The sequence below is a fragment of the Kribbella lupini genome (assembly GCF_039529595.1).
Lineage (GTDB): Bacteria > Actinomycetota > Actinomycetes > Propionibacteriales > Kribbellaceae > Kribbella > Kribbella lupini.
On record NZ_BAAANC010000002.1, the window covers coordinates 926,663 to 952,439 of the forward strand.

Annotated in this window: 23 protein-coding genes; 14 read left to right on the forward strand and 9 right to left on the reverse strand. The window is 70.2% G+C overall.

Translation table 11 applies throughout. The features are described from left to right. Positions 1-6: 6 nt before the first annotated feature. The gene (locus ABD235_RS17635) at positions 7-1,962 is read right to left on the reverse strand and encodes a M13 family metallopeptidase (RefSeq protein ID WP_344175273.1); all 1,956 of its coding nucleotides are present in this window, start codon (positions 1,960-1,962) and stop codon (positions 7-9) included. 190 nt (positions 1,963-2,152) lie between these two features. On the opposite strand from ABD235_RS17635, the gene ABD235_RS17640 reads away from it, so the two are divergent. After that, on the forward strand, positions 2,153-3,106 hold the full coding sequence (locus ABD235_RS17640) for an SMP-30/gluconolactonase/LRE family protein (protein WP_344175274.1): 954 nt from the start codon (positions 2,153-2,155) through the stop codon (positions 3,104-3,106). Here the strand turns inward: ABD235_RS17640 and ABD235_RS17645 are convergent. Then, the gene (locus ABD235_RS17645; protein ID WP_344175275.1) at positions 3,096-3,392 is read right to left on the reverse strand and encodes an HU family DNA-binding protein; all 297 of its coding nucleotides are present in this window, start codon (positions 3,390-3,392) and stop codon (positions 3,096-3,098) included. The two genes, ABD235_RS17640 and ABD235_RS17645, sit on opposite strands and share 11 nt — an antisense overlap. A gap of 56 nt (positions 3,393-3,448) precedes the next feature. Continuing rightward, positions 3,449-4,258: a phytanoyl-CoA dioxygenase family protein gene (locus tag ABD235_RS17650; protein WP_344175277.1), complete on the reverse strand. Its 810-nt coding sequence runs from the start codon at positions 4,256-4,258 to the stop codon at positions 3,449-3,451. 72 nt (positions 4,259-4,330) lie between these two features. Between ABD235_RS17650 and ABD235_RS17655 the strand changes: the two genes are divergently transcribed. From ABD235_RS17655 to ABD235_RS17675, 5 genes are all read left to right on the forward strand, one after another. Further along, entirely contained in the window at positions 4,331-5,161 is an 831-nt protein-coding gene (locus ABD235_RS17655) for a helix-turn-helix domain-containing protein (RefSeq protein ID WP_344175278.1), read from the forward strand. A 66-nt stretch (positions 5,162-5,227) separates the two neighbouring features. Further along, positions 5,228-6,250, forward strand: coding sequence for an LCP family protein (locus ABD235_RS17660; protein ID WP_344175279.1), 1,023 nt, complete (start codon positions 5,228-5,230; stop codon positions 6,248-6,250). A 17-nt stretch (positions 6,251-6,267) separates the two neighbouring features. Next, positions 6,268-6,780, forward strand: a complete 513-nt coding sequence (locus ABD235_RS17665; RefSeq protein WP_344175280.1) for a DUF1990 domain-containing protein — start codon at positions 6,268-6,270, stop codon at positions 6,778-6,780. 59 nt (positions 6,781-6,839) lie between these two features. Further along, a complete protein-coding gene (locus tag ABD235_RS17670; protein ID WP_344175282.1) occupies positions 6,840-7,283 on the forward strand; it encodes a GNAT family N-acetyltransferase in 444 nt (147 codons plus the stop codon). A gap of 218 nt (positions 7,284-7,501) precedes the next feature. Next, complete coding sequence (locus ABD235_RS17675) at positions 7,502-8,188, forward strand: uracil-DNA glycosylase (protein WP_344175284.1); 687 nt, start codon at positions 7,502-7,504, stop codon at positions 8,186-8,188. Here the strand turns inward: ABD235_RS17675 and ABD235_RS17680 are convergent. Beyond that, on the reverse strand, positions 8,166-9,935 hold the full coding sequence (locus ABD235_RS17680; protein WP_344175285.1) for an ABC transporter ATP-binding protein: 1,770 nt from the start codon (positions 9,933-9,935) through the stop codon (positions 8,166-8,168). The genes ABD235_RS17675 and ABD235_RS17680 overlap by 23 nt on opposite strands. Beyond that, positions 9,932-11,638, reverse strand: coding sequence for an ABC transporter transmembrane domain-containing protein (locus tag ABD235_RS17685; RefSeq protein WP_344175286.1), 1,707 nt, complete (start codon positions 11,636-11,638; stop codon positions 9,932-9,934). The genes ABD235_RS17680 and ABD235_RS17685 overlap by 4 nt, the downstream gene beginning before the upstream one ends. A 216-nt stretch (positions 11,639-11,854) precedes the next feature. Here ABD235_RS17685 and ABD235_RS17690 point away from each other — a divergent pair, with 216 nt between their 5' ends. From ABD235_RS17690 to ABD235_RS17720, 7 genes are all read left to right on the forward strand, one after another. Beyond that, on the forward strand, positions 11,855-13,054 hold the full coding sequence (locus ABD235_RS17690) for an ROK family transcriptional regulator (protein WP_344175287.1): 1,200 nt from the start codon (positions 11,855-11,857) through the stop codon (positions 13,052-13,054). 87 nt (positions 13,055-13,141) lie between these two features. After that, positions 13,142-14,482, forward strand: a complete 1,341-nt coding sequence (locus ABD235_RS17695) for an ABC transporter substrate-binding protein (RefSeq protein WP_344175288.1) — start codon at positions 13,142-13,144, stop codon at positions 14,480-14,482. Next, on the forward strand, positions 14,482-15,447 hold the full coding sequence (locus tag ABD235_RS17700) for a carbohydrate ABC transporter permease (RefSeq protein ID WP_344175289.1): 966 nt from the start codon (positions 14,482-14,484) through the stop codon (positions 15,445-15,447). The genes ABD235_RS17695 and ABD235_RS17700 overlap by 1 nt, the downstream gene beginning before the upstream one ends. A 22-nt stretch (positions 15,448-15,469) precedes the next feature. Then, complete coding sequence (locus tag ABD235_RS17705) at positions 15,470-16,360, forward strand: carbohydrate ABC transporter permease (protein ID WP_344175290.1); 891 nt, start codon at positions 15,470-15,472, stop codon at positions 16,358-16,360. After that, the gene (locus tag ABD235_RS17710; RefSeq protein ID WP_344175291.1) at positions 16,357-17,610 is read left to right on the forward strand and encodes a 6-phospho-beta-glucosidase; all 1,254 of its coding nucleotides are present in this window, start codon (positions 16,357-16,359) and stop codon (positions 17,608-17,610) included. The genes ABD235_RS17705 and ABD235_RS17710 overlap by 4 nt, the downstream gene beginning before the upstream one ends. Next, positions 17,601-18,761 (forward strand): N-acetylglucosamine kinase, encoded by a 1,161-nt coding sequence (locus ABD235_RS17715; protein WP_344175292.1) that lies wholly within the window; start codon positions 17,601-17,603, stop codon positions 18,759-18,761. The genes ABD235_RS17710 and ABD235_RS17715 overlap by 10 nt, the downstream gene beginning before the upstream one ends. Positions 18,762-19,554: 793 nt before the next feature. Beyond that, complete coding sequence (locus ABD235_RS17720; RefSeq protein WP_344175293.1) at positions 19,555-20,079, forward strand: hypothetical protein; 525 nt, start codon at positions 19,555-19,557, stop codon at positions 20,077-20,079. An 80-nt stretch (positions 20,080-20,159) separates the two neighbouring features. Here ABD235_RS17720 and ABD235_RS17725 read toward each other — a convergent pair whose 3' ends face one another. After that, positions 20,160-21,071 (reverse strand): mechanosensitive ion channel family protein, encoded by a 912-nt coding sequence (locus tag ABD235_RS17725; protein WP_344175294.1) that lies wholly within the window; start codon positions 21,069-21,071, stop codon positions 20,160-20,162. A gap of 262 nt (positions 21,072-21,333) precedes the next feature. On the opposite strand from ABD235_RS17725, the gene ABD235_RS17730 reads away from it, so the two are divergent. After that, positions 21,334-21,786 carry a GNAT family N-acetyltransferase gene (locus ABD235_RS17730; protein ID WP_344175295.1) on the forward strand — a complete coding sequence of 151 codons (453 nt, stop codon included), beginning with the start codon at positions 21,334-21,336 and terminating at the stop codon, positions 21,784-21,786. 44 nt (positions 21,787-21,830) lie between these two features. Here the strand turns inward: ABD235_RS17730 and ABD235_RS17735 are convergent, their stop codons facing one another. Genes ABD235_RS17735 through ABD235_RS17745 form a run of 3 tightly spaced genes read right to left on the reverse strand, consistent with a single transcriptional unit; the run spans position 21,831 to position 25,309 of the window. After that, positions 21,831-22,715, reverse strand: coding sequence for a neutral zinc metallopeptidase (locus ABD235_RS17735; RefSeq protein ID WP_344175296.1), 885 nt, complete (start codon positions 22,713-22,715; stop codon positions 21,831-21,833). Beyond that, positions 22,715-24,232: a neutral zinc metallopeptidase gene (locus tag ABD235_RS17740; RefSeq protein WP_344175297.1), complete on the reverse strand. Its 1,518-nt coding sequence runs from the start codon at positions 24,230-24,232 to the stop codon at positions 22,715-22,717. Before ABD235_RS17740 ends, ABD235_RS17735 begins: the two co-directional genes overlap by 1 nt. 21 nt (positions 24,233-24,253) lie before the next feature. Further along, the gene (locus ABD235_RS17745) at positions 24,254-25,309 is read right to left on the reverse strand and encodes a neutral zinc metallopeptidase (protein ID WP_344175298.1); all 1,056 of its coding nucleotides are present in this window, start codon (positions 25,307-25,309) and stop codon (positions 24,254-24,256) included. Positions 25,310-25,777 lie beyond the last annotated feature (468 nt).

Genomic DNA, 25,777 nt, shown 5'->3' on the forward strand with positions numbered 1-25,777 from the left:
TCGTACTCACCAGATCTTGACGCGGTCTTCCTCCGGCAGCCACATCTGGTCGCCGGGGGCGGTGCCGAAGGTGGTGTGGAACGCGTCGATGTTCCGCACCACCGCGTTGCAGCGGAACTCCGGCGGCGAGTGCGGGTCGATCGCCAGCCGCCGGACCACCTCGGCCGGCCGGGTCTTGGTCGACCACGCCTTGCCCCAGGCGACGAAGAACCGCTCGGCCCCGGTCAGCCCGTCCACCACCGGCGGCTCTTCGCCGTTCAGGGAGATCTCGTACGCCGTGTAGGCGATCGACAGCCCGCCCAGGTCGCCGATGTTCTCGCCGAGCGTGAGCTTGCCGTTCACCTTCTGGCCGTCACCGCCGGTCGGCGACAGTTCTTCGTACTGCGCGACGAGCGCGTTGGCGCGGACCTCGAAGGCGGCCCGGTCGGCGTCGGTCCACCAGTCGCTGATGTTGCCGTCGCCGTCGTACTTGGAGCCCTGGTCGTCGAAACCGTGGCCGATCTCGTGCCCGATCACGGCCCCGATCGCGCCGTAGTTCAGCGCGTCGTCGGAGTCCAGCCCGAAGAACGGCGGGCGCAGGATCGCGGCCGGGAAGACGATCTCGTTGGCGCGCGGGTTGTAGTACGCGTTCACGGTCTGCGGCGTCATCTGCCACTCGTCGGGATCGACCGGCGTGCCCAGCTTGGCCAGGTCGCGGGCGGTCTCGACGGCGACCGAACGGCGGACGTTGCCGACCAGGTCACCGGCGACGATCTCCAGCGCGCTGTAGTCGCGCCACTTGTCCGGGTACCCGATCTTCGGCGTGAACCGGCCGAGCTTGTCCAGCGCCCGCTTGCGGGTCTCCGGGCTCATCCAGTCCAGCGCCTCGATCCGGCGCCGGTACGCCTCGACCAGGTTCGCGACCAGGTCGACCATCCGGGCCTTCGCGGCCGGCGGGAAGTACTCCGCGACGTACAGCTGAGCGACCGCCTCACCGAGCGCCGACTCGACCACGCCGAGCCCGCGCTTCCACCGCTCCCGCAGCTCCGGCGCGCCGGTCAGCGTCCGGCCGTAGAACTCGAAGTTCTCCTTGACGAACGCCGAGCTGAGCAGCGGCGCCGCGGCGTGCACGATCCGCCAGCTGAGCCACTCCTTCCAGTGGTCCAGCTCGATCTCCTGCAGCGCCTCCGCGGCGACGGTCAGGTAGTCCGGCTGCTGCACGACGATCGTGTCGAAGGCGTTCTCCGGTACGCCGGCCGTCGCCATCCACGCCGACCAGTCGAAGCCGGGCGTCAGCGCCTCCAGCTCGGAACGGCTGACCTTGTTGTACGTCGCGGTGACGTCGCGGGTCTTCACCCGGTCCCAGTGGCCGGCCGCGAGCCGGGTCTCCAGCGCGAGCACCCGCTCGGCCGCGCCCTCGGGGTCGGCGAGGCCGGCCAGCTCGAGCATCCGCGCCACGTGCGCGATGTACGCCGTCCGCTGCTCGGCGAACGAGTCCTCGCGGTAGTACGACTCGTCGGGCAGGCTGATGCCGCCCTGCAGCACGTACACGACGTACTGGTCGGACTGCTTGGCGTCGATGTCCACGCCGTACCGGAAGACGCCGCCGACGCCCTGCAGTTCCAGCGTGCCGAGCGCCGCGACCAGGTCCGCACGGTCCGTGAGGCCGGCCGCCAGCGCGAGCTGGTCCGCGATCGGGTCGGCGCCGAGCCGCTCGACGGTCTCCTCGTCCAGGAAGCTGCCGTACAGATCCGCGATCTTGCGGGCCTCGCTGCCCTTGGGGTGCCCGGCGGTCAGGGTCTGCTCGACCAGCCCGCGGACGCTCTGCTCGGCGTCGTCGGCCAGCGCGTGGAAGGCGCCGTAGATCGCCTTGTCGGCGGGGATCTCGTGCGCGTCCAGCCACGGGCCGTTCGCGTACAGGTACAGGTCGTCCTGCGGCCGGACGGTTCCGGACAGCCCCGAAATGTCGATCCCTGAGGTCATCGAACTCCCCTGCGTGCGCGGCCCGCGGATCCTGGTCCGGCGACCTGTTGACGTGTCTGTGCCTGCGACATTACCCAATCGCGGTGAACCCTTGCGCCCTTTGTTTCGTTGTCTACCGTCGAGAGCACATCGTCGGCTTCCGGGGGCGATCGAGTCGGCGCGTTGTCACCGACCAGGAGGTCATCAGCTCATGTCCGGCCCGCTGTCCCGCCGCGCCTTCGTCGCCGCGGTCTCCGTCTCCGCACTGCTGCTCACCACCGCCGGGACCGCCACCGCGGTACCGACCGGCACGACTCACGCCGCCAGTACGGCGTACCCGAAGCACTTCGACCTGCCGAACGGCTTCCAGCCCGAGGGCATCGCGATCGACCGCGGAAAGGCGTACTTCGGCTCGCGCGTCGACGGCGACATCTACGCGGCCGACCTCCGCACCGGCAAGGGCCGGGTGATCAGCCAGGGCCCGGGGACCGCGTCGCTCGGGATGAAGGTCGACGAGCGCGGTCGCCTGTTCGTGGCCGGGGCCGCCGGCGGCAACGGCCGCGTGATCGACACCCGGACCGGCAAGGTGCTCGCGAGCTACACGTTCACCACCGCAACGCCGACGTTCGTCAACGACGTGATCCTCGGGCGGGACGCGGCGTACTTCACCGACTCGCGGCAGCCGGTGCTCTACAAGGTCCCGATCGGCCGGCACGGCAAGCTCGGCGCGGCGCAGACCATCCCGCTGAGCGGCGACTACGTGCACGACACGGTCAACCTCAACGCCAACGGCATCGAGCTGACGCCGGACCGCCGGTCGCTGATCATCGTCCAGTCCGGGACCGGCTTCCTGTTCAAGGTCGACCCGCGCACCGGCGTGACCCGGCGGATCGACCTCGGCAGCACACTGATGACGGCCGGCGACGGCCTGCTCCGCTCCGGGGACACCCTGTACGTCGTACAGAACCGGCTGAACAAGATCGCCGTCCTGGACCTCAACCGCTCCGGGTCCCGAGGCCGGTTGGTCCGCGAGATCACCAGCCCGGACTTCGACGTCCCGACCACGGCGGCCTTCTTCGGGCCGCGGATCTACCTGCCGAACGCCCGGTTCAGCACTCCGCCGACGCCCGAGACGCCGTACTGGGTGACGGCGGTCAGCCGCTGATCGTGCGCAGGTCGCCGCGTGCGGCAGCCTTCAGCCGGCTGCCGCACGACAGCCGGACCGAGTAGCCGGCCGGGATCGACAGCGGTTCGCCGGTCTGCGGGTTGCGGCCGGTGCGCGGCGCGCGCATCACCCGCTCGATGCTGAGCAGGCCGGTCAGCGAGACCTTGTCGCCCTTGTGCACGGCCTCGGTGACCACGTCGCCCAGGGCGTCGAGGAACCGCTCGGCCTGGTTGCGCGGGATCCCCGCCTTGTCCGCCACCCCTGCCACCAACTCGTTTCGATTCACGGTCGAGACACTAACTAAAATGATTGTCGTTAGCAAGAGGCCTGCCGGAGGGTGGCTCAGAGCCAGTCACGGTCGTGCCAGTGCGCCTGCCACCGCCCATCCACGGGCAACTCCGCCGGCTGGTAGCGAATGTCGGTGGACAGCCGCATCCGGTCGTCCACGTTGTCCAGCGCCGCGTGGATCGTGTGCGCGGTGTGGATCACCACGTCGCCGGCCGCGTAGTCCGCGACCAGCCAGCGCGCGTCGTACTCCTCGGCCAGCGCGGGCAGGTCCGCGGTGATCGACGCCGCCGGTCGCTGCAGCCGGCCTTCGGCCTCCTCGCGCAGTACGCGGTGATGGCTGCCTTCCAGGTAGGTCAGGCCGCCGCGCTCGACCGGGCAGTCACCGAGCGGGATCCACGCGGACAGCACCTGGTCGGTGCCTTCGCGCAGGTAGACGAGGTCGTAATGGGCCTGCGTCGCCGTACCGATGCCGTTCTCGCCGGGTGCGGTGTGCCGGATGATCTTGCGCCGGTGCAGGAACGTCTCGGCGCCGAAGAACCAGCCGAACCAGTCCTTGATCGCGGCCTGCCGGCAGAAGGCGTCGTACTCGGGGCCCGGTACGACCTCGCCGAACAGCACCTTCCGGAGCGCGGCGCGGTCGACCTCCTGCGGCCGCCCGTCGCGGTCGGCCAGACCGGTCCGCTCGAAGTAGTACTCCCGAAATCCGTTGCTCACTTCGGGATCCAGCAGTCCTCGGAGCCACAGGTAGCCGTCACGCCACAGTCTCGCTCTGAGTGCCTCCCGATCACCTCGCTCCTCGGTGGGCACCGCCACCAGTCGTCCCAAGCGTCGCTCGTCCAGGCGGTATCCGTTGGAAGTCAGCACCTGTCCAGTTGACCTGGCTTTACCTTGGTAGTGAATGGACACAGCTGTGCTGCTTCTTGGACTCTTGTCCGTGTGGACGAATGGTCGTTCTACCTGACACCCAACGAGGCCCAGCGCCGACTTGGACTCTTCTGCCTCGGCGCCGGTGAGCAGACCCACCCCGCTCGCCCGTCCCCCGAACGCGCGCTCGGCTGCCACGCCGCCGTACTGGTCCGTCGTGGCCGGGGACACCTGCTGCACGGCCCCGACCGGCAACTGCACGAGATCAACGGCCCAGCGATCCTTTGGCTGTTCCCCGGCGTACTGCACGCCTACCGGCCGACCACGACCTGGCAGCAGTCCTGGGTCCTCTTCAGCGGTCCCGCCGCCGACGCCCTCGCCGACCTCGGCCATCTCGACGTCGACCAGCCCGTACGCCGGTACGCCGACCCGCGGCCGGTCGAACGCGCCTTCACCAAACTCCTGCGCACCGCCCGGTCCGGCGGTCCCGACGTCCACCTGCTCGCCGGCCTCTACGAGCTCGCCGGCCTGTCCGACCCGACCGTCGGAACTCTGGTCGACCGTCTCCGAGCGCTCGCGACCCGCCCGCTGTCGATTCCGGACTACGCCGCTGAGCTCGGTCTGACCGTTCCCGAGCTGCGCGACGCCGTCCGGTTGTCGACGGGGTCGACCCCGCAGGAAGTGATCCTGACCACGCGCCTCAACGCCGCGAAGGCGCTGCTGGCCGAGACCGACCTGCCGGTCGCGACGATCGCGCGCGACGTCGGGTACGACGACCCGGCGTACTTCAGCAGGCTGTTCGCGGCCCGGACCGGCCAGCCGCCGCGCACGTTCCGGCGAATTGGTTCGATCCAGGCGGCGAATTCCTCCTTTCGGCGGAGGCCCGGACCCGGCGCGGTCTGAAAGTCTGGGCGCAAACCGTTCGCTGGGGTGACGCGGGAGCACCGCCGCGCCGGATACGGTCGTGCCATGAGTCAACCGCAGCCCATCGACCCCCGCCTGGTCGGCCGCACGCCGGTCCGCCCCAAGAAGCGGCGCAGCCTGGTCGGCCGCCTGATCGGCCTGGTCATCCTGCTGTTCGTGCTGACCCTGATCGTCGTTCCGCTGTACGCGTGGAGCCGAATCGACAAGGTCGACGCGGCACCGGCCGGCAACCGCCCGGCCGACGCCGCCGGTACGACGTACCTGCTGGTCGGGTCCGACAGCCGCGAAGGCCTGAGCACCGAGGAGAAGAAGAAGCTGGGCACGGGCAGCGTCGGCGGCAACCGCACCGACACGATCATCCTGCTGCACGTCCCGGACTCCGGTCCGCCCGCGCTGATCAGCGTGCCGCGCGACAGCTGGGTGCCGATCCCGGGCCGCGGGAACGGCAAGATCAACACCGCGTTCGAGGGCAGCAAGGGCGGCCCGAAGCTGCTGACGCAGACCCTGGAGAACTACACCGGCCTGCGGATCGACCACTACGTCGAGATCGGCTTCGGCGGTTTCGCCTCGATCATCGACAGCGTCGGCGGTGTCGACGTGTGCGTGAAGAAGGCCATGAAGGACAAGGACGCCCACATCAACCTGAAGCCGGGCTGCCAGGAGCTGGACGGCACCACCGCGCTCGGGTACGTCCGGTCCCGCAAGGTCCCCGGCCTCGGCGACGACTTCGGCCGCGCCGAGCGGCAGCGCGAGGTGATCGGCCTGACCGCGAGCAACGCCCTGTCGTGGAAGACGTTCGTGAACCCGGTCCGCTACTACAAGATCGCCACCTCCGGCGCGGACGCGCTGACCGTCGACGACGACATGGGCCCGTTCGACGTGGTCAGCTTCGCCCTCGCGATGCGGAAGGTGACCACCGGCGGCGACGGAGTCTCGCTCGGTATGCCGGTGTCGAACCCGAACGCCACCCGCAGGGGGCAGAGCGTCGTCCTGCTGAACGAGACCAAGGTGAAGGCGCTCGTGAAGGCGCTGAAGGCCGGGCAGACCGCCGGCTTGAAGTCGAGCTGAGCGGGCACCGGACCACCATGACGACCTTGGACGACCTGGCCGCGCTGCGTTTCTCGTACGACGCGGTCGGGTCGACCCGTTTCGACGACACCCCGGAGGGCTACCACCGGATGGACCTCCGCACCCGGCTCGGCGAGGGTGACAAGCTCTTCCGCCGGGCCGGCGAGGTCGTCACCACCTGGCAGATGCACCGCGGCGCCGGTATGCGGATCAGCGCCACCGACACCCCCGCCACCATCGGCGCCAACTGCCTCGGCCGCCTCGGCCCGATCAAGATTCCCTGCCGGGTCGTCTGGACCGCCGACGACGACCAGCAGATCGGCTTCGCCTACGGCACCCTCCCCGGCCACCCCGAGTCCGGCGAGGAGTCCTTCCTGGTCACCAGCGAACCCGACGGCGTCTTCTTCACCCTCCGCGCCTACAGCCGCCCCGGCGCCTGGTACACCAAACTCGCCGGCCCCCTCGGCCGCACCACCCAGCAGTTCTACGCCCGCCGCTACACCAAGGCCCTGCAACACCTAGTGGCCTGAAGAACCTCCACCGAAGTGGACCTGTGGCCCACGCCCTACGGCTCCCTAGGCTCCGGACCATGATCCGCGCAGCCACTCCAGCCGACATCCCCCAACTGGTCGCCGCCTACGACTGGCTCTTCGCCCCACCCGGCACCAAGCCCGCTCACTGGGACCCCGCAGTCGCCGCCGACCGCCTCACGCGAGTCATCGCCGGCCCGAGCACCGCCGTACTGGCCGCCGCTGAGGACGACCAGGTCATCGCGTTCTGCACCCTGTACCTGGACATCGAATCAGTCCGCTTCGGCCAACGCTGCTGGCTCGAGGACCTGGCCGTCTCCCCCACCCAACGCTCCACCGGCGTAGGTACAGCACTCCTGAAGACCGCCCACCAGTGGGCCACCGACCACGGCGCCACCCACCTGGAACTCGACTCCGCCAACACCCGCACCGACGCCCACCGCTTCTACAACCGCCACCACCCGTCCCCACCATCCACCGTCTTCAGCTGGCCCCTGGCATAGCAAAGCCCCGCAAGCTCATACCCTGCGGGGCCGCCGACCTTTCTACCCGGTCGCCCCAACCCTCCGGTCGACCGACACGCGAACAGTGCGTGACATCCACCACCTTGCTCCCCGCTCCTCTCCCTCCCCGCTCCCTTCCGCGCACCTCTCCCCTCCTCCCCTCCTCTTCTCTCTCCGATTCCTCCACCCCCGCGGTGCGGAGCGGCCGGAGGACTGGGATGCTGTGGCGGGTGAGTTCCAAGTTGGGTGACCTGATCGCGGCGGACTGGGCCGAGGCCCTGGAGCCGGTGAGTGAGAACGTGGCGCGGATGGGGGAGTTCCTGCGCGCGGAGATCGCCGCGGGGCGGCCGTACCTGCCGGCCGGGGAGAACGTGCTGCGGGCGTTCCAGCGGCCGCTCGCGGACGTGAAGGTGCTGGTCGTCGGCCAGGATCCGTACCCGACGCCGGGGCACCCGGTCGGGTTGAGCTTCTCGGTCGCGCCGGACGTGCGGCCGGTGCCGCGCAGCCTGGCGAACATCTACCGCGAGCTGATGAGTGACGTCGGCGTCGACAAGCCGACCAACGGCGACCTGACGCCGTGGGCCGACCAGGGCGTGCTGATGCTCAACAGGGTGCTCACCGTGCAGCCGGGCAAGCCCGCGTCGCACCGCGGCAAGGGCTGGGAAGCCGTGACCGAGCAGGCGATCCACGCGCTGGTGAAGCGCGGCGGGCCGCTGGTCGCGATCCTGTGGGGACGCGACGCGCAGACGCTCAAGCCGATGCTCGGGGACACCCCGTACGTCGAGAGCGCACACCCGAGCCCGATGTCGGCCGACCGCGGGTTCTTCGGGTCCAAGCCGTTCAGCCGGGTGAACGCCCTGCTGGTCGAGCAGGGCGGTTCTCCTATCGACTGGCGCCTTCCGTAGTCGCTGTGCCAGTCCAGCTGTGCCAAAGCTGGGCGTAGCGCCCTCGGGACGCCAACAGCTCGGCGTGCGTCCCGGACTCCACCAGCTTGCCCTGGTCCATCACGACGATCCGGTCCGCCTGCTCGGCCTGCGTGAGCCGGTGCGCCACCACCAGCGTCGTACGGCCCTCAGTAGCTGCAGCACTCGCCCGTTCCAACTCGCGGGCACCAGCTGACCCGGCCTCGGCCGTCGCCTCATCCAGTACGGCGACCGCCGGGTCAGCGAGGACCAGCCGAGCCAGTGCGACCTGCTGCGACTGTGCACCGGTCAGCTGCTCGCCGTTCTCGCCCACGTGGGTGTCCAGCCCGTCCGGCAAGGCCCGCACCCACGCCAGCGCACCGACTCGCTCCAGCGCCGCCTCGACCTCGTCGACCGTGGCGTCAGCGCGAGCCAGCCGTACGTCGTCCACCAGCGGCCCGGAGAACACGTGGACCTCCTGGCTCAGCAGGGCGACGTACGAACGTGTCCGCGCCTCGCCGAGCTCCCGAATGTCCACTCCGCCGATCCGAACCACCCCACCGGTCGGCTCAAGCACCCCCGCGGCCACGGCCGCCAGCGTGGTCTTCCCGGCGCCACTAGCGCCGACCAGCGCGACCTGCTCCCCCGGCAGCAGCTTCAGCGATGCACCGTCGACGACGAGCGGCCCGTCGTACGAGTGCTGGACGTCGACCAGCTCCAGTGTCGCGTCGACCGGCTCCGCACCAGCCGGCGGCTCCGCAACCGCCGGGATCTCCACGACGCCGGCCAACCGTGCCAACCCGGCCGCAGCGGTCTGTACGGCGTCGAACTGCATCAGCAGCGCACCGATCGGGTTGAACAGCCGGTGGAAGTACAACGCGGCCGCGGTCACCGCGCCGACCGTCACCAGATCCCCACGCACCAAGAAGAATCCGGCGGTCAGGATCGCGGTCAGGCCGACGAACTCGGCGTGGTTGATCCGCGACGAGAAGAAGCTGAACAGCCGGAACACGTTCAGCGAGAGGTCCCGGGCGACGGCGGAGCGGTCGCGGATCCGTGCGAGCTGGGCGTCCTCGAGCCGGTACGCGCGGACCGTCGCGCTGCCGCGCAGCGAGGTGATGATCGCTTCCGAGCGTTCGCCGAGCGCCGCGCGTTCGCGGACGTAGTACGGCGCGGAGCGCGGCAGGTACCAGCGCAGCGCCCACAGGTACATCGGTAGCGAGAGCAGCCCGGCCACGCCGAGCCGCCAGTCGAGTGCGAACAGCCCGGCCGCCGTCAGCACGATCGTCAGCGTCGCCGACAGCAGCACCGGCCCGATCTCGGTCAACGCCGCCGCGACCGACGAGACGTCGTCACCGACGCGGGACAGCAGATCTCCGGTCCGTACCTTGTCCAGCACGGGCGCCGGCAACTGCAGCACCCGGTCCAGCACCTTTTCCCGCAGCCGCGCCAGCACCGTCTCGCCCACCCGCGCAACCAGCGTGACGCCGAGAGCGGTCAGCGCACCGGACACCAGGGCGCTCACCCCGATCAGCAGCACCACCCGTACGACGGCCGACCGGTCGGCGCCGCTGGCGATGTCGTCCACCAGCACGCCGAGCGCCCAGGGAGCAACCAGCCCGGCCGCACTCGCCACGGTGATCACCAGAGCAGCAACCAGCGACGTCCCACGCAACTGCCGAATCTCCCGCCAGAGAACGGACCAGGTAGCTCTGGGAGTAGCAACAGGCAGCAGTTCGGACTCACTCATCGGAGCACCGCCCCGGCGTACGCGGCATCGTCCGCCAACTCAGCATGGGTGCCCTCAGCAACAACCTCGCCGTCGGCGATCACCACCACTCGATGCATTTTCCCCAGCAACGCCGGACTGCTGGTCAGCACCAGCGTCCCCAACGAAGACACCCCACGCATCGACGCCAACCCCTCCGCCAGCACCTCCTCCGTCACCGCATCCACCGCCGTACTGGGGTCGTGCAGCACGAGCAACGGCGGTTCCGCCAGCAACGCCCGGGCCAGTCCGAGTCGCTGCCGCTGCCCACCCGACAACGTCCGGCCGCGATCAGACAGCGGATGATCCAGCCCATCAGCATGCGCATCGACAACGTCGACAGCCGCCGCGGCGGCAACCACCTCGCGCAGCCGCCTCTCGTCAGCAGCAGACCCAGCCAGCAGGTTGCTCCGCAGCGTTCCCTCGAACAGGTCCGTGTCGTGCTGCTCGACCAGCACCGACCGCCGCAGCAGGTCGATGTCCAGCTCCTCCATCGCCTGCCCGCCAACAGCAACAGCGCCCGAGTACTCCGGAGCCCGTCCGGAAACGACCGCCAGCAAGGCATCCGCGTCCCGCGGGTCGTAGCAGAGCACGCCGACCAGCTCACCCCTGCCAACGCTCAAGTCCATGCCGGACAACGTCTTGTGCCCCACCCCACGAAGCTCCAGCAGCGGCCGCTCGGGATCCACCGAGGCGACCGACCCGGTCACCATCAACGGCGGCGAGCTCAGCACCGACGCCAGCCGAGCCGCCGACGCACGAGACATCGCCAGCACCTGGCTGACGTACCCCAGCGTCGCCACCGGCTCCGCCACGAACTGCGCGAGCCCCACCACCGTGATCAGCTCGCCGACGCTGATCCGCCCGTTCAACGCGAACCACCCGGCCACACCAGCCACCGCCGCCAGCAGCAGCCCGCTGGCCGCAGTAGTCAGGCCGTCCTGCAACCCGTTGGTCGACGCAGCCTTCAGCGTGGCTTCCAGAGTGGCCTGACTCGACCGCCGGTACCGCTCAGCCGCGTTGTGCTGCGCACCGATCCCCCGCAGCGCTCGCAACCCGCTCACCAGGTCAGTAGCCAGCGCCGTCGTACTGGCGACCGACTCCTGCTGCGTGGAGGTCCGCCGGGTCAGCAGCGGCGACAGCGCCTGGATCCCCAGCACCAGCAGCGGTACGCCGACCAGCACTCCCAGCCCGAGCGGCACGTCGATCAGCAGCAGCACCACCGACGACACCACCAGCGCCGTCGTCGCCGCTGTACCAATAGCCAGCGCCCGCATGATCAGCGCCGCCCTCTCCGCGTCCGACGTGGCGATCGACAGCAGCTCACCCGCCCGCATCCCGGTCCGGTGACCACGCGGGTCCAGCACGCGCTGCGCCACCTCCAGCCGCAGTTGGTGCATCTCGTACTCCGCGGAGCGCACTCCCTGCCGCGCACCGGTCTTCCAGGCCGTCGACAGTACGGCGAACAGCCCCGCCATCATCAGCACGCACCACAGCAGCGGCTCCAGCCGGCCGGTCGACACCGCGCGATCGACGAAGATGCCGATCGTCACCGGGACGGCCGCCTCGGTCGCCTGGTGCAGCGACAACCAGAACACGCCGAGCGCCAGCCGCTTGCGATGCCGGCCGACCGCGCGGCGCAGCACCTGCCCGCCGGTGATCGTCTCCCCCACTTGGTACGCCACGAACAGCTCTCCCCCCAGGACCGGACCAGGTAAGCCCACCCTAACCTCCGACCCGCACGCACCAGATCGGCACGGTTCGGTCACCGGTCCGGCCAACTGATTGACACCGCCCGATCGGCCCCGTACGGTCTCGCGGTAATAGGAAACTTTCCTAACAGTTGGCGGGAATCGGCACGGCACCCGCATCAGACGGCCGAAGGAGGGCAGGGTTAGCGCATGGCCAGTACACCCGGCACTCCCCGCCTGCTCCGCGCGATGAACGACCGCGCCGCTCTCGACCTGCTGCTCGCCCAGGGACCGCTGTCCCGGACGACGCTCGGCAACCTGACCGGCCTGTCCAAGCCGACCGCCTCCCAGTTGCTGTCCCGCCTGGAGAACGTCGGCCTGGTCCGCCCGAGCGGCACCAGCGCCGGCCGGCCCGGCCCGAACGCCCAGCTCTACGAGATCAACGGCGGCATCGCGTACGTCGCCGGCCTGGACGTCACGCCGGCCCGGATCCGCTCGGCCGTCGCCGACCTGACCGGCAAGGTCGTGGGCCGGTACGAGCTGCCGACCCCCGGGCGCAGCGCCAAGGGCACCGTCGAACGGGTGGTCAAGGCGATCGAGGGCGCCCTCGGCGAAGCCGCGCTGACCAAGGACCGCCTGCACCGCGTCTCGATCGGCACGCCCGGCGGCTTCGACCCGACCACCGGCCGCCTGCGCTACGCGATGCATCTCCCGGGCTGGCACGCGCCGCACCTGCTCGAGGAGCTCGCGGCCGCGATCGCCGTACCGCTCGAGATCGAGAACGACGTGAACCTGGCCGCCGTCGCCGAGCAGCGCGTCGGCCACGCCGCCGGCAGCGACAACTTCGTCCTGCTCTGGGGCGAGGAGGGAATCGGCGCGGCCGTCGTCATCAACGGCCGGCTCGTCCGCGGCGCGACCGGCGGCGCGGGTGAGGTCGCCTTCCTGCCGCTGCCCGGGACGCCGCTGGTCCGCAACGTCGGCCGCAACAACGCCGGCGGCTTCCAGGAACTGGCCGGCGGCGAACCCGTCCTGGCCCTGGCCCGGTCGCACGGCCTCAAAGCCCGTACGCCGGAAGCCGCGATCGCCGCCGCCCTGGACACCCCGGGCGCGGGCGACGCCGTACTGGCCGAGTTCGCCCACCGGCTGGCCGTCGGTCTGGCCGCCGTCGTCGCCGTGGTCGACCCCGAACTGATCGTCCTGGCCGGTGGCGTGATCACCGCCGGCGGCGAACGACTCCGCGGCCTCGTCCAGGAGGAGCTGGCCGAGCTGGCCGTCCCCCGGCCGCGGCTGCTGATGACCGCCGTACCCAACGACCCGGTGCTGTCCGGGGCCCTGCAGTCAGCCCTGAGCATCACCCGCGACGAAGTCTTCGACACAGCCGGCCCGACGAGCGGGGGCGGCACCGACTAACCCCACCCGCACCTTCGACAACCCCCAACGGACAGGTCAGCGACCTGCTCCGGTGGATCCGTACGCGCCAGATCAGGGAGAAACGCCATGTCCCGTGTCCACAGGGCAACTCACCGGGCCGCGCTCGCCGCCGCCGCGGTCGCGCTGCTCGCCACCGCCTGCACCGGTACGTCGAGCGCGCCGCCGGCCAGCGACGACGCCACGCAGGAGACCACGATCACCTTCTGGCACGGCTGGTCCGCGCCCAGCGAGGCCGCCGCGATCGACGCCAACGTGAAGGCCTTCGAGGCCGCGCACCCCAACATCAAGGTCAAGGTCGTCGGCAACATCAACGACGACAAGATCAAGCAGGCGCTGCGGGCCGGCGGCCCGAACTCGCCGGACGTGGTCTCGTCGTTCACCACCGACAACGTCGGCACGTTCTGCCAGTCGAAGGTCTTCGCGGACCTGAAGCCGTTCCTGGAGAAGTCGAACGTCGACCTGGACAAGACCTTCCCGAAGGCGCTGCAGGACTACACCCAGTTCGAGGGCACCCGCTGCACGCTGCCGCTGCTGAACGACGCGTACGGCCTGTACTACAACAAGGACGCGTTCAAGGCGGCCGGCATCACGGCGCCGCCGAAGACGCTGTCGGAGTTCGACGCCGCGGCCAAGAAGCTGACCAAGGCCAAGGGCGACAGCTTCAGCCAGCTCGGCTTCATGCCGAACTTCCACGGCTACGAGTCGACCACCACGCACTTCGCCGCGCAGTGGAACCCGACGTACTTCACCGCCGACGGCAAGTCGAACCTGGCCGCCGACCCGGCCTTCGGCAAGATGCTGACCTGGCAGAAGAACCTGGTCGCCGAGCTCGGCGGCTTCGCCAAGCTGGAGAAGTACCGGGCCACCTTCGGTGACGAGTTCGGCGCCAAGAACCCCTTCCACACCGGCCAGGTCGCGATGGCGATCGACGGTGAGTGGCGGCTCGGGATGGCCAAGGAAGCCGGGACCAAGTTCGAGATCGGCGTCGCGCCGTTCCCGGTCCCGGACGACCAGGTCGACAGCTACGGCAAGGGCTACCTGTCCGGCACGGTCATCGGGATCGCCAGCACCAGCGAGAAGCAGAACGCGGCCTGGGAACTGGTCAAGTACATGACCACCGACACCGACGCCGTGGTCAACTTCGCCAACGCGATCCACAACGTGCCGTCCACGCTGGACGCGCTGAAGTCGCCCAAGCTGCAGGCCGACGACAACTTCAAGGTCTTCCTGGAGATCGCCCAGCACCCGAAGAGCAGCACCACGCCGGCCAGCCCGAACGGTGGCGCGTACCAGCTCACCCTGCAGGACTTCGGCTTCGCCTTCGAGGCCGGCAAGCAGACCGATCTGGCCGGCGGCCTGGCGAAGACCGACCAGCAGATCGACAAGGACCTCGCGCAGGCCAAGTGATGACGACCGCCTCCACCGTGCTGAAGCCGGCACCCGGGCTGCGGAGCAAGCAGCGCCGGGACCGGCTCCGCATCCTCGCCTTCCTGTCCCCCTGGCTGATCGGCGTCAGCGTCTTCTTCCTCTACCCGCTGATCTCGACCGTCTACTTCAGCTTCATGAAGTACGACGGGTTCACGCCGCCGACCTGGACCGGCCTGAAGAACTGGTCCTACGTCTTCAACGACTACCCGTTCTTCTGGCCGGCCCTGCGCAACACGCTGTGGCTCGTGATCGTGATGGTCACCCTGCGGGTCCTGTTCGGGCTCGGCATCGGGATGCTGATCACCAAGGTGAAGACCGGCGCCGGGTTCTTCCGGACCGCCTTCTACCTGCCGTACCTGGCTCCGCCGGTAGCCGCGACGATGGCGTTCGCGTTCCTGCTCAACCCGGGCACCGGTCCGGTGAACAACATCCTCGGCAGCATCGGGCTCCCTCAGCCGGGCTGGTTCAACGACCCGGCCTGGTCGAAGCCGGCGCTGACGCTGCTGGCGCTGTGGGGGATCGGCGACCTGATGGTGATCTTCATGGCCTCGCTGCTCGACGTACCGCAGGACCAGTACGAGGCGGCGTCGCTGGACGGCGCCGGGGCGTGGCAGAAGTTCCGCTTCGTCACGCTGCCGAACATCTCGCCGATCGTGCTGTTCGCGGTCGTCACCGGAATCATCCAGACCATGCAGTACTACACCCAGCCCCTGGTGGCCGGGAAGGTCGCGAGCGGCGTGATCGGTGGCTCAGGGCAACAGTTCCAGCCCGGCTACCCGGAGAACTCGACCCTGACGCTGCCGCAGCTGGTCTACAACCTCGGGTTCCAGCGGTTCGACACCGGTGGCGCGAGTGTGGTCGCGCTGGTGCTGTTCGCGCTCGCGATGGTGTTCACCGCCGTACTGATGCGCCGCCGCAGCGGCTTCCTGGGCACGGACGACTGAGGGGCGTGGCCGAACGATGACGATGACGACTTCCCCTTCCCTGACCGCCGCTTCGGTGCAGCTGACCGCGGCGGGACGCACAGCACGGCGTACCAGGTTCCTGAACTGGATCGCCGTGCATTCCCTGGCGATCGCGGCCGCGCTGTTCTTCCTGCTGCCGTTCGTGTTCGTGGCCCTGACCGCGCTGATGAGCGACCAGCAGGCGCTGACCCGCGACCTGTGGCCGGACGCCTGGCACTGGGAGAACCTGCGCACGGTGTGGGAGACCCCGGGCTTCCTGACCTGGTGGAAGAACACCCTCCTGTACGCCGGGCTGGGCACCGCGCTGACGCTGCTGTCCAGCATCCCCGTCGCCTACGCGCTGGCCCGCTTCAAGTTCCGCGGCCGCAACTTCGCGCTGATGCTGGTGATCGCGACGATGATGCTGCCGCCGCAGGTGGTGATCGTGCCGATGTACCTGTTCTGGGCCAAGCAGCTGCACCTGTCCGGGACGCTGTGGCCGCTGATCATCCCGATGGCGTTCACCGACGCCTTCTCGATCTTCCTGCTCCGGCAGTTCCTGCTGACTATCCCGAAGGACTACGTCGACGCCGCGAAGGTGGACGGCTGCGGCGAGTTCAAGGCGCTGGTCCGGATCGTGCTGCCGATGGCCCGGCCGGCCATCGCCGCGGTCGCGCTGTTCCAGTTCTTCTACTGCTGGAACGACTACTTCGGCCCGCAGATCTACGCGTCCGAGAACCCGGCGGCCTGGACCCTGAGCTACGGCCTGGAGTCCTTCAAGGGCGCCCACCACACCAACTGGAACCTCACCATGGCCGCCACCTTGCTGGTGATGGCACCGGTGATCATCTTGTTCTTCTTCGCCCAAAAGGCCTTCATCGAAGGCGTCACACTCACAGGGGTCAAAGGTTGAAACTCACAGTCGTAGGCGGCGGATCCACCTACACTCCCGAGCTGGTCGACGGGTTCGCCCGGCTGCGTGACTCGCTGCCGGTGGACGAACTCGTCCTGGTCGACCCGGCCGCGGACCGGCTCGAACTGGTCGGTGGTCTGGCCCAGCGGATCTTCGCCAAACAAGGACATCCCGGCAAGGTCACCACGACCAGCGACCTGGACGCGGGCATCGACGGCGCGGACGCCGTCCTGCTGCAGCTCCGGGTCGGCGGTCAGGCGGCCCGCAACCAGGACGAGACGTGGCCGCTCGAGTGCGGTTGCGTCGGTCAGGAGACGACCGGCGCGGGCGGGCTCGCGAAGGCTCTGCGAACCGTGCCTGTGGTGCTGGACATCGCCGAGCGCGTACGCCGTACGAACCCGGACGCGTGGATCGTCGACTTCACCAACCCGGTCGGCATCGTCACGCGCGCGCTGCTGTCCGAGGGGCACAAGGCCGTCGGGCTGTGCAACGTGGCCATCGGGTTCCAGCGGCGGTTCGCGCGGCTGCTCGGGGTGACGCCGGAGGAGGTCGCGCTGGATCACGTCGGGCTGAACCACCTGACGTGGGAGCGCGCCGTACGGGTCGACGGGGTTGATCACCTGCCGTCGTTGCTCGCCTCGCACGTGGGCGAGCTGGCAGCGGATCTGAAGCTGCCTGCGGAGCTGCTGCTGCAGCTGGGCGTCGTACCGTCGTACTACCTGCGCTACTTCTACGCGCACGACGAGGTCGTCCGCGAGCTGCTGGAGAAGCCGTCGCGGGCCGCCGAGGTCGCGGCGATCGAGAAGCAGCTGCTCGACCTGTACGCCGATCCCGCGCTGGACGAGAAGCCCGCCCTGCTGGAGCAGCGCGGTGGCGCGTACTACTCCGAGGCCGCGGTCGCGCTGGCGTCGTCGTTGCTGAACGACACGGGCGACGTCCAGGTCGTCAACACGCTGAACAACGGCGCGCTGCCGTTCCTGCCCGACGACGCCGTCATCGAGGTCCCGGCCACGGTCGGAGCCTCCGGTACGACGCCGCTGCCGATCTCACCCCTCGAGCCGCTGTACGCCGGGCTGGTCGCGAACGTCACGGCGTACGAGAATCTGGCTCTCGAAGCAGCTTTGAAGGGTGGTGCGGACCGCGTGTTCACCGCGTTGCTGGCGCACCCGCTGATCGGGCAGATCGAGTACGCCCGGGCACTCACCGACAAGCTGCTCGCCCACAACCGCGAGTACCTCCCGTGGGCGTGACCGTGGCGAACGAAGCCGAGGCCCTCCAGGCACCCCTGGTCCCTGGAGGAGTCCTCGCCTTCGACGCCGGCAACAGCAAGACGGACGTCGCCCTGGTAGCCCCCGACGGCACCGTCCTCGGCACCGCCCGAGGCGGCGGCTTCGAGCCCCACCTCGTGGGCGCCCAGGCAGCCGTCGACGGCCTCCTGCCCCTGGTCGCGACTGCGGCGCGCGCTGCCGGGCTGCCTTTCGGCGGCAGCCCGGGTCTGCTCGCCGGAGGCGGCAGAGCGGACGGCCTCGCCCTGGAGCCGGGCCTCACCACAGGCGCCGTCGCCGAAGGCGGCAGGCGCTTCGGGGCGGCAGGCTCCCCCTCCCACCCCCCTTTGGTGGAACAGATCTCCGCGTGCCTGGCGAACGCGGATCTCCCCATCGAGGAGGAGCGCCTGGCCGACGCCTTCCGCTCCTACGGCTGGGCCTCGCGGGTCCACGTCGCCAACGACACCTTCGCCCTCCTCCGCGCCGGCCTCGACGAGCCCCGCGGAGTGGCGGTCGTCTGCGGCGCCGGCATCAACTGCTGCGGCCTACTGCCGGACGGCCGCACCGCCCGCTTCCCCGCCGTCGGCCGCATCTCCGGCGACTGGGGCGGCGGCCAGCAACTCGCCGAAGAGGCGATTTGGGCAGCCGCCCGAGCCGACGACGGCCGCGGCCCGGCCACCGCCCTGATGACCGTCCTTCCCCAGCACTTCGGCGTCCACTCGATGCCCGAACTCATCGAGGCCATGCACCTGGGCGACATCCCCGCCGTACGCCGCCTGGAAGCCACCCCGATCCTCTTCCAGGTCGCCGCCGCCGGCGACCCCGTGGCCACCGCGGTAGTCCACCGCCAAGCCGAAGAAATCGTCACGATGGCCGTAGTAGCCCTACGCCGCCTGGACCTCCTCAACGAGCCCACCCCGGTGATCCTCGGCGGCGGAGTCCTCACCGCCAACCACCCCCTCCTCCTGGAGGAGATCACCACCCAACTAGCAGCAGCGGCTCCCCAAGCAATCCCCCAGATCGTCGAGGTCCCACCCGTAGTAGGCGCCATCCTCCTAGGCCTGGACCACACCGAGGCGGCCCCCGAAGCCCACACCACCATCCGCACGGCGTACAGGTCGAACGCCCCCGCCTGACCTCCCCGCCGCGGGCCCCGCCGTCCGCCACCAGGTGGGCGGGCGGCCAGGCGGGCGGCAGGCAAGCGGCGAGCGAGCGGGCGAGCCGGCGGGCAAGCAGGCAAGCGAGCAAGCGGGCTGGCGGGCGAGCGGGCTGGCGGGCCGGCGGCAGGCGGGCAGGCGGGCAGGCGGGCGAGCGGGCTGGCGGGCGAGCGAGCGGGCTGGCGAGCGGGCTGGCGGGCCGGCGGCAGGCGGGCAGGCGGGCAGGCGGGCTCTCTGGCTGGCTGGCGGGCCGGCGGCAGGCGGGCTGGCTGGCTGGCGGGCGGCAGGCGGGCTGGCTGGCGGGCCGGCGGCAGGCGGGCAGGCGGCAGGCGGGCTCTCTGGCTGGCTGGCGGGCTGGCGGGCTGGCGGGCGGCAGGCGGGCTGGCTGGCGGGCCGGCGGCAGGCGGGCAGGCGGGCAGGCGGGCTGGCTGGCGGGCCGGCGGCAGGCGGGCTGGCTGGCGGGCGGCAGGCGGGCTGGCTGGCTGGCTGGCGGGCTGGCGGGCTGGCTGGCTGGCTGGCGGGCTGGCGGGCTGGCTGGCGGGCTGGCGGGCTGGCGGGCTGGCGGGCGACCGCACACCCCCGAGCCAGGCTCTCTACGCTCTGTCGCCGCCGGCAGCGGCGAGAAGTTCCAACAACCTCACCCGGCGGAACCGCGGCGACCAACCACACGCCAGTCTCTCCACCCGAGAACTCCAGGCAAGGGCCGGCTCCACCGCGAGCCGGCTCGGCCCACCTACTGACAAGATTTTGATTGCGGTGTAATCATGTAAGCATGAGTACAGATGATGAGCGGGTAAGCGGCTGGCTGACCGGCCGCCTCCCGCAGGAGTGGTTCGAAGGCGCCCCGGAGGTGAGCCACGATCGGGACGAGATCCTGATCGTCGGCACCATCGCCGCGCCCGAGCAGGCCGGGGACGTCAGTCCGGCCGCACGGTCCGCCGCCGAAGAGGGCCGGATCAAGCAGTTCCGTGAGGACACCCGTGAGCGCCGCATCGAGATCGCCCGCGAGCTCGAGCACTCGACCCGCCGCAAGGTCGCCTGGGGCGTCCGCTGCGGTGAGACCCGTACGGTGTTCACCTCTCTGTCCGCCCCCGTGATGACCCGACTGCGCCAGCCCGAGCGCCAGGTCCTCGACACCCTCGTCGACGCCGGCGTGGCCCGCTCCCGCAGCGACGCCCTCGGCTGGTGCGTGAAGCTGGTCGCCCAGCACAGCGAGACCTGGCTCAAGGACCTCCGCGACGCGATGACCAAGGTCGAGGACGTCCGCCGCGCCGGTCCGGACGCGCAGCAGGCATGACAAACCGGGTGGGTGCGATCCGATCCGATCGCACCCACCCGGGTAACTCCTCCCGGTGGTGACCCCACCGGCAAGAGGGTCTAGCGCTGGCCGTCCGACCAGTTGCCGTTGTCACCGGTCCAGTTGCCGTTGGCACCCGTCGTACCGTTCGAGTAGCCGCCGGCCTGCGGTGCACCGTGGGTCGCCGGGTACTGCTGCTCACTCGGGTAGCCGGACTGATCAGTCTGGTAACCGTTCCCCTGACCGTTCTGGTACCCGTTCCCGTTCTGGTACGACGCGTCGGCACCGTTCTGGTACGACGTGTCCGCACCGCCCGCGGGACGGTTCGCGGCCATCGCCTGACCCCGGTCGAACAGCGTGCGCAGCGCCTCGCCGGCCATCTCGCGGCCCCCGAGGCCGAAAGCCAGACCCAGCGCGAGCGCCACACCACCGAGCACGATCAGCAGGGTGTTGCCGGTGAGCTGGACCGCGATGCCCAGCTGCGTCAGCGCGGCGAACGCGGCGTACACCAGGATCGCGTACCTGCCGACCTTGGCCAGCGTCTCGTTGCCGGTGGCACCGCGGATGATCGCGGCCAGGAAGTTCGCGAACAGCGCCGCCAGGCAGACGATCACGATCGCGGCGAAGATCCGCGGGATGTAGCCGAGCATCGAGCTCATGAAGTTCGAGATCTCCGGTACGCCGAGCGCGGAGGCGAACATCGTGAAGCTGATCAGGAACACGAACCAGAACACGACCTTGCCGAGCATCGCCGAAGCGGTCAGCCCCGTGCCGGACCGCTGCAGGACGCCGGACACGCCGGCCCGTTCCATCCACTGGTCGAACCCGACCTTGCCGAGCACCTTGCCGACCAGCTTGCCGAGCAGTTTCGCCACGAAGTACCCGACCGCCAGGATGACCAGGCCGCCGAGCAGGTTGGGAATGAATCCGAGAAGCTTGCCGAAGGCATCCTCGAAGGGTTGGGTGAAGTCGATTGCCAGTGGTGCGGTCATCGGACATCTTCCTTCCGGACTGAGCCCGCTCCCGCTGCCACGCGCACCGCCTCCACGCGACCCCGGCCACGGGCGGTGCAGTGGTGTCTCAACCACTCGTGCCCCCCTGCCTGCCCCGCAAACACCTTCTGGCTAACGCAATGTGATTGCATAAGGCAAGGACTGTGACGGCGGAGGATGCTGACCCGCTCAACTAACCGGTTCAGCCGCCGGGCCGACCCCGCAGCTGCCCGCGATGGTCGCGGCCTGAGAAACTCCTCGCATGACCACCGTCGAGATCCGCCGCGCCACCCTCGCCGACGTCCCCGCAATCGTCACCCTGATCGCCGACGACCAGCTCGGCAGCACCCGGGAGTCGCTCGACGACCTCACGCCGTACGCCGAAGCCTTCACCGCCCTCGACGCCGACCCGAACCAGCTCCTGATCGTTGCCGACCGCAACGGCGAGGTCGTCGGCACCTTCCAGCTCACCTTCATCCCCGGCCTCTCCCGCCGAGGCGCCACCCGAGCCCAGATCGAAGCCGTCCGCGTAGCCCCCTCCACCCGAGGCACCGGCCTCGGCACCACCCTCATCAACTGGGCCGTGGACGAATCCCGCCGCCGCGGCTGCTCCCTCGTCCAGCTCACGTCGGACAAGTCCCGCACCGACGCCCACCGCTTCTACACCAACCTAGGCTTCACCATGAGCCACGAGGGCTTCAAACTCGCCCTCTGACGGCTACGGGGTACGGAGTTAGTTGGCGCCAGACTTCGCGGTGGTCAGCTCACCTTGGCGGCGGGCGCCACGAACGTGTTGCAGGCTGACGGGCTGCCTGTCCGGTAGGCGCCCGCCGTCCAGGCTCTGCTGCTGGCGGATGATCCGTGCGTCCGATCGCCCGGATCATCCCCGCCGCCGAAGGACTGCTGGATCATCGCGTACCGCGCACCGGTCAGCCGTAGCGACTTCTTGTTCGCTCCGAGAAAGGCCGCGGCGAGGCACTCACCCTGCAACTCGTGCCGCCGGTTCTCCTGCAGCCGCGCCGCCCCCTCGGCGCGCCAGTACCGCTCCGCGTAGAAGGTACTGATGCCGACCAGGTTCTGCACGTGGTGCCCGTACTCGTGCGCCAGCAGGTGAATCACGGCCGCCTCGGCGTACGGGGAGTCGGCATCGTCGGTCAGGTAGGTGGACAGCCGGACGTAGATGATGGTATTCGTGCCGCAGTAGAAGCCGTACACGCCCTCATGCGCCGGGCCGCACGGAGACGCCTGCCCGGTCGAGTAGTCGACGAGGCCCGCCGGCGCGGTGAAGAGATTCGAAGATCGCTCGACCACCGGGCGCCATGCACGATTGAGGCAGTCGAGCACAATCCGCGCGAACCGGACCATCGCGGCCTTCGAGCTCATCGCGGACTTCGGCGTACCGCACCTGACCGCTGGGACCTTTCCCGCCCGGTAGAGCCCGTTCGCCAACAGGCCGAGCTCCTTGTCGACAGGTCGGGGCGCTGCGGTGATGAGAGGCGACGGGGCCGGTGTACTCGCCGGAGGTGAACTGGTCGACGTGACCGGCGCACCCTCGGCGACGGGCGCGGGAGCCGCCGTGCACCCTCCGGCAAGCAGGGTGGCGACCAGTACGGCGACGACGGCCAGGAAGTGCCGTCGGTACATCAGCTCACCTTCGCGGCGGGGGCCACGAAGGTGTTGCAGCTTGCGGGGTTGGCGGACTTGAAGGCGGGACCGCCCCAGACCCACTGGCTCTTGCGGGAGCCGTGGTCGCGGATCTTCTTCGGGTTGTACTCGTCGCCGGAGTGCTGGGTGTGGTACTCCCACATCGTCAGCCGTTCGCCGCTGAGGCCCAGAGCGGTCTTGTTGGCGCCGAGGAAGACCGCGCCGAGGCAGGTGGCCTGGAGCTCCAGCCGGCGGTTCTCCTCGAGCTTCGCCGCCGGGGTCGTGGCCCAGCCTTCGCGCGAGTGGGACGAGATCAGGATGTTCGTCAGCTGCTGGACGTGATGGCCGTACTCGTGCGCCAGGGTGTCCATCATGTCGACGCGCCCGAAGGTCGGGTTCTGGCGGAAGAGCTTCGCGTCGAGGTCGCCGCGCATGGTGATGGTCTCGCCGTCGCTGCAGTAGTAGGCGACATCGTCGGGCTCACCCGGGCACGCGCCCTGGCCGGTCGCCCACAGGACGAGCTTCGGCGGGCGGAACTCGTAGCCGGCCTTGCGGACGATCGGTGCCCACGCGCGGTTCAGGCAGGGCAGCAGGGCCTGGTAGTAGCGCAGTACGGCGACCTCGGTGCTCGGCTTGAGCTTCGGCTCCTGACAGTTGCCAGCAGCAACTTTCCCGGCGCGGTACAGGCCGTTCTGCTTCACCCGTACGGCGTCCGGAACCGGCGTGGCGGTCACCGTGACGGTCGGCTGCGGCAGCGTCAGCGGGGCCTCGGTCTGCTTGACCGACGGGTTGGCGAGCGGGTTCGCGACGGTGTCGAAGGTGTCCATCGCGCGGTAGCCGAGCACGGCCGCGCCGACCAGGGCGACGAGTCCGGCGACGGCGGCGCTGACCAGCACCGGCTTCGGCAGGCTGCGTCGCGGAGGCAGCGGCGGATCGGTGAACTGCGGCGCCTGCCGGGCCGACGGCGTGTTCCATCCGACCGGCCGGGCCCCACCACGCTGCCGCGTTCCGGTCAGCGGAGTCGAGGGAGCCCCCGCCAGCGGCGCCGGCGGCGGAGCGCCGTACCCACTCTGTCCAGGCTCGGTCGGCAACGGCGCGCCCTTGCGCTGAATCGGCTCCCCCGACGACAGCGGTTTGGCCTTCCCCAACTCCATCGGCTGCCCCCGCCGCACCGGCCGACGCCCAGCCTCCGTGGAGGCCCCACTCTCCCCCTTCCCAGCAGGCAGAAAGTGCCCCGGCGCCGGAGCACCGGTAACCCCAGCAGCGGACGAGCCGTCGCTCTCCGAGCCGGACGAGCCCTGGCCGGCGGACCTGGCATCCATCGGACCGGACGAGCCGACGGCTTCCGCGGTGACGGCGGCGGCCCGGGCAGAGGTGGTAGCGCCGGCCGCCATGGCGCTCGCGGAGGTTGCGAGCTCGGTCGTCTCGTCCTGCCGACCTGCCCCGGTGGAGCCGGTGCCGGGCGTACCGGCGTCAGGTGTTTCGGCGGCCGGCGTGGGCGGGTCGAGGTCGGTCATCGGGGTTCCAGTCTTCTCGCGTCAGCTGACCTTGGCGGGGGTCGCCGTGAAAGTGTTGCAGGCGGCCGGATCGCCGCTGGCGAAGCCCCGGGCCATCCACTGCTCAACGCTCTTGCGAGAGCCGTGGTCACGCACCTTGTCCTCGGTGAGCTCGTCGCCACTGTTCTTGCTGCGCCACTGGTACTGCTTCAGCAGGTCGCCGCGCAGCGGGAACGTCGCCTTCTCCGTCGTCAGGAAGACCGACGCCAGGCAAGCCGCCTGCAGCGCCTGTCGCCGGTCCAGCTCCAGGCGGGCCTTCTCGTTCGGCGCGGTGTCCTGCATCGATCCCGCCGCCTCGAAGATCCCGGTCAGGTGCTGGACGTGCAGCGCGTACATGTACCCGAGGTCGTAGGCCAGGTCGACCCGCGCCAGCGGCCGGTTGTCGGCGTAGTCCTCCGGCCAGTCCTCCCACTGCATCGCCAGCACGCCGCCGTCCGCCGGGCAGTACGTGTTCACCGCCTTGTCGTGAACGCCGCAGGCCGTCTCCTGGCCGTTGTCGAAGATGACCAGCTTCGGCGGGTTGAACTCGGCGCCGGTCGCCCGTACCACCGGCTCCCACGCCTTGTTCAGGCAGCTGAGCAGCGTCTCGTTGTACGCGCGAACGTTGTCCTTGGTCGTCGGCCGGTACGCCGGCTCCTTGCAGCCGACCGCCTTGAGCTTGCCGGTCGTGTAGAGCTTGCTCTGCCCGGTCAGTACGGCGTCCGGGACCGCCTCGGCCGGCTTGACCTGGACCGGCTCGTCGGTGCCGACGACCGACGGCTTGCCGATCGGGTTCGCGACGTAGTCGTCGTACGACGCCAGCAGCTTCAGCCCGCCGAACGCGACACCGCCGACCAGCACGATCACACCGAGGATGCCCCCGGCGACCAGCAGCTTCGACCGCTTCTTCGGCACGAACGGAATCGGCTCGGGCCGGTACCGCGCGTTGAACGCGGCGACCGCAGCGTCCCCCGGCGGAGGCGGCCCGATCCGCGACCCCTGCAACGGCGGCGGCCCAGCAGGAGCCTCAGCCCCCAACCGAGGCGTCGGCGCAGCCAACGGAGTCGTCCCCGCACCTGGCGTCCACCCCGTGCCCCCTGTGGGAGTGGGGAAAGAGGAGGGAGAGGGAGCCTGGCCGCCCGGAGCCCTCGCGCCTTCGGCGCTGGGCGCGGTGGTTGAGGCCGGCCCGCCCGGAACCGTCGCGCCTTCGGCGCTGGGCGCGGTGGTTGAGGCCGGCCCGCCCGGAACCGTCGCGCCTTCGGCGCTGGACGCAGTGGTTGACGCCTGCTCCACCGGGGCTCCGGCCGGCATCGTCCCGGCGGCCGGCGCGTGCTCTACGGCCAGCGGAGCGAAGCGCGCGGCCGAGGGCTGCGGTGGTGCGGCCGGTGGGGTCGTGGCGGCCTGGTCGCCGTCGCCGCCGGGCAGGAAGTGCCCAGGCTTGGGTGCTCCGTCATTCGCCATGCTGTCCTGCGTCTCCCCAGTTCGCGGCCGTGGAAGGCCGGCCCGCCCAAAAGTCGTACGGCGACC

Excerpts from the sequence above, each read along its gene's own strand:
- ABD235_RS17665 (WP_344175280.1), top strand. The coding sequence starts at position 6,268 with ATGACGACCTTGGACGACCTGGCCGCGCTGCGTTTCTCGTACGACGCG.
- ABD235_RS17660 (WP_344175279.1), top strand. The coding sequence starts at position 5,228 with ATGAGTCAACCGCAGCCCATCGACCCCCGCCTGGTCGGCCGCACGCCG.
- ABD235_RS17635 (WP_344175273.1), bottom strand. The coding sequence starts at position 1,962 with ATGACCTCAGGGATCGACATTTCGGGGCTGTCCGGAACCGTCCGGCCG.
- ABD235_RS17680 (WP_344175285.1), bottom strand. The coding sequence starts at position 9,935 with ATGAGTGAGTCCGAACTGCTGCCTGTTGCTACTCCCAGAGCTACCTGG.
- ABD235_RS17740 (WP_344175297.1), bottom strand. The coding sequence starts at position 24,232 with ATGACCGACCTCGACCCGCCCACGCCGGCCGCCGAAACACCTGACGCC.
- ABD235_RS17670 (WP_344175282.1), top strand. The coding sequence starts at position 6,840 with ATGATCCGCGCAGCCACTCCAGCCGACATCCCCCAACTGGTCGCCGCC.
- ABD235_RS17735 (WP_344175296.1), bottom strand. The coding sequence starts at position 22,715 with ATGTACCGACGGCACTTCCTGGCCGTCGTCGCCGTACTGGTCGCCACC.
- ABD235_RS17705 (WP_344175290.1), top strand. The coding sequence starts at position 15,470 with ATGACGACTTCCCCTTCCCTGACCGCCGCTTCGGTGCAGCTGACCGCG.
- ABD235_RS17690 (WP_344175287.1), top strand. The coding sequence starts at position 11,855 with ATGGCCAGTACACCCGGCACTCCCCGCCTGCTCCGCGCGATGAACGAC.
- ABD235_RS17675 (WP_344175284.1), top strand. The coding sequence starts at position 7,502 with ATGCTGTGGCGGGTGAGTTCCAAGTTGGGTGACCTGATCGCGGCGGAC.
- ABD235_RS17720 (WP_344175293.1), top strand. The coding sequence starts at position 19,555 with ATGAGTACAGATGATGAGCGGGTAAGCGGCTGGCTGACCGGCCGCCTC.
- ABD235_RS17640 (WP_344175274.1), top strand. The coding sequence starts at position 2,153 with ATGTCCGGCCCGCTGTCCCGCCGCGCCTTCGTCGCCGCGGTCTCCGTC.
- ABD235_RS17700 (WP_344175289.1), top strand. The coding sequence starts at position 14,482 with ATGACGACCGCCTCCACCGTGCTGAAGCCGGCACCCGGGCTGCGGAGC.
- ABD235_RS17695 (WP_344175288.1), top strand. The coding sequence starts at position 13,142 with ATGTCCCGTGTCCACAGGGCAACTCACCGGGCCGCGCTCGCCGCCGCC.
- ABD235_RS17725 (WP_344175294.1), bottom strand. The coding sequence starts at position 21,071 with ATGACCGCACCACTGGCAATCGACTTCACCCAACCCTTCGAGGATGCC.
- ABD235_RS17730 (WP_344175295.1), top strand. The coding sequence starts at position 21,334 with ATGACCACCGTCGAGATCCGCCGCGCCACCCTCGCCGACGTCCCCGCA.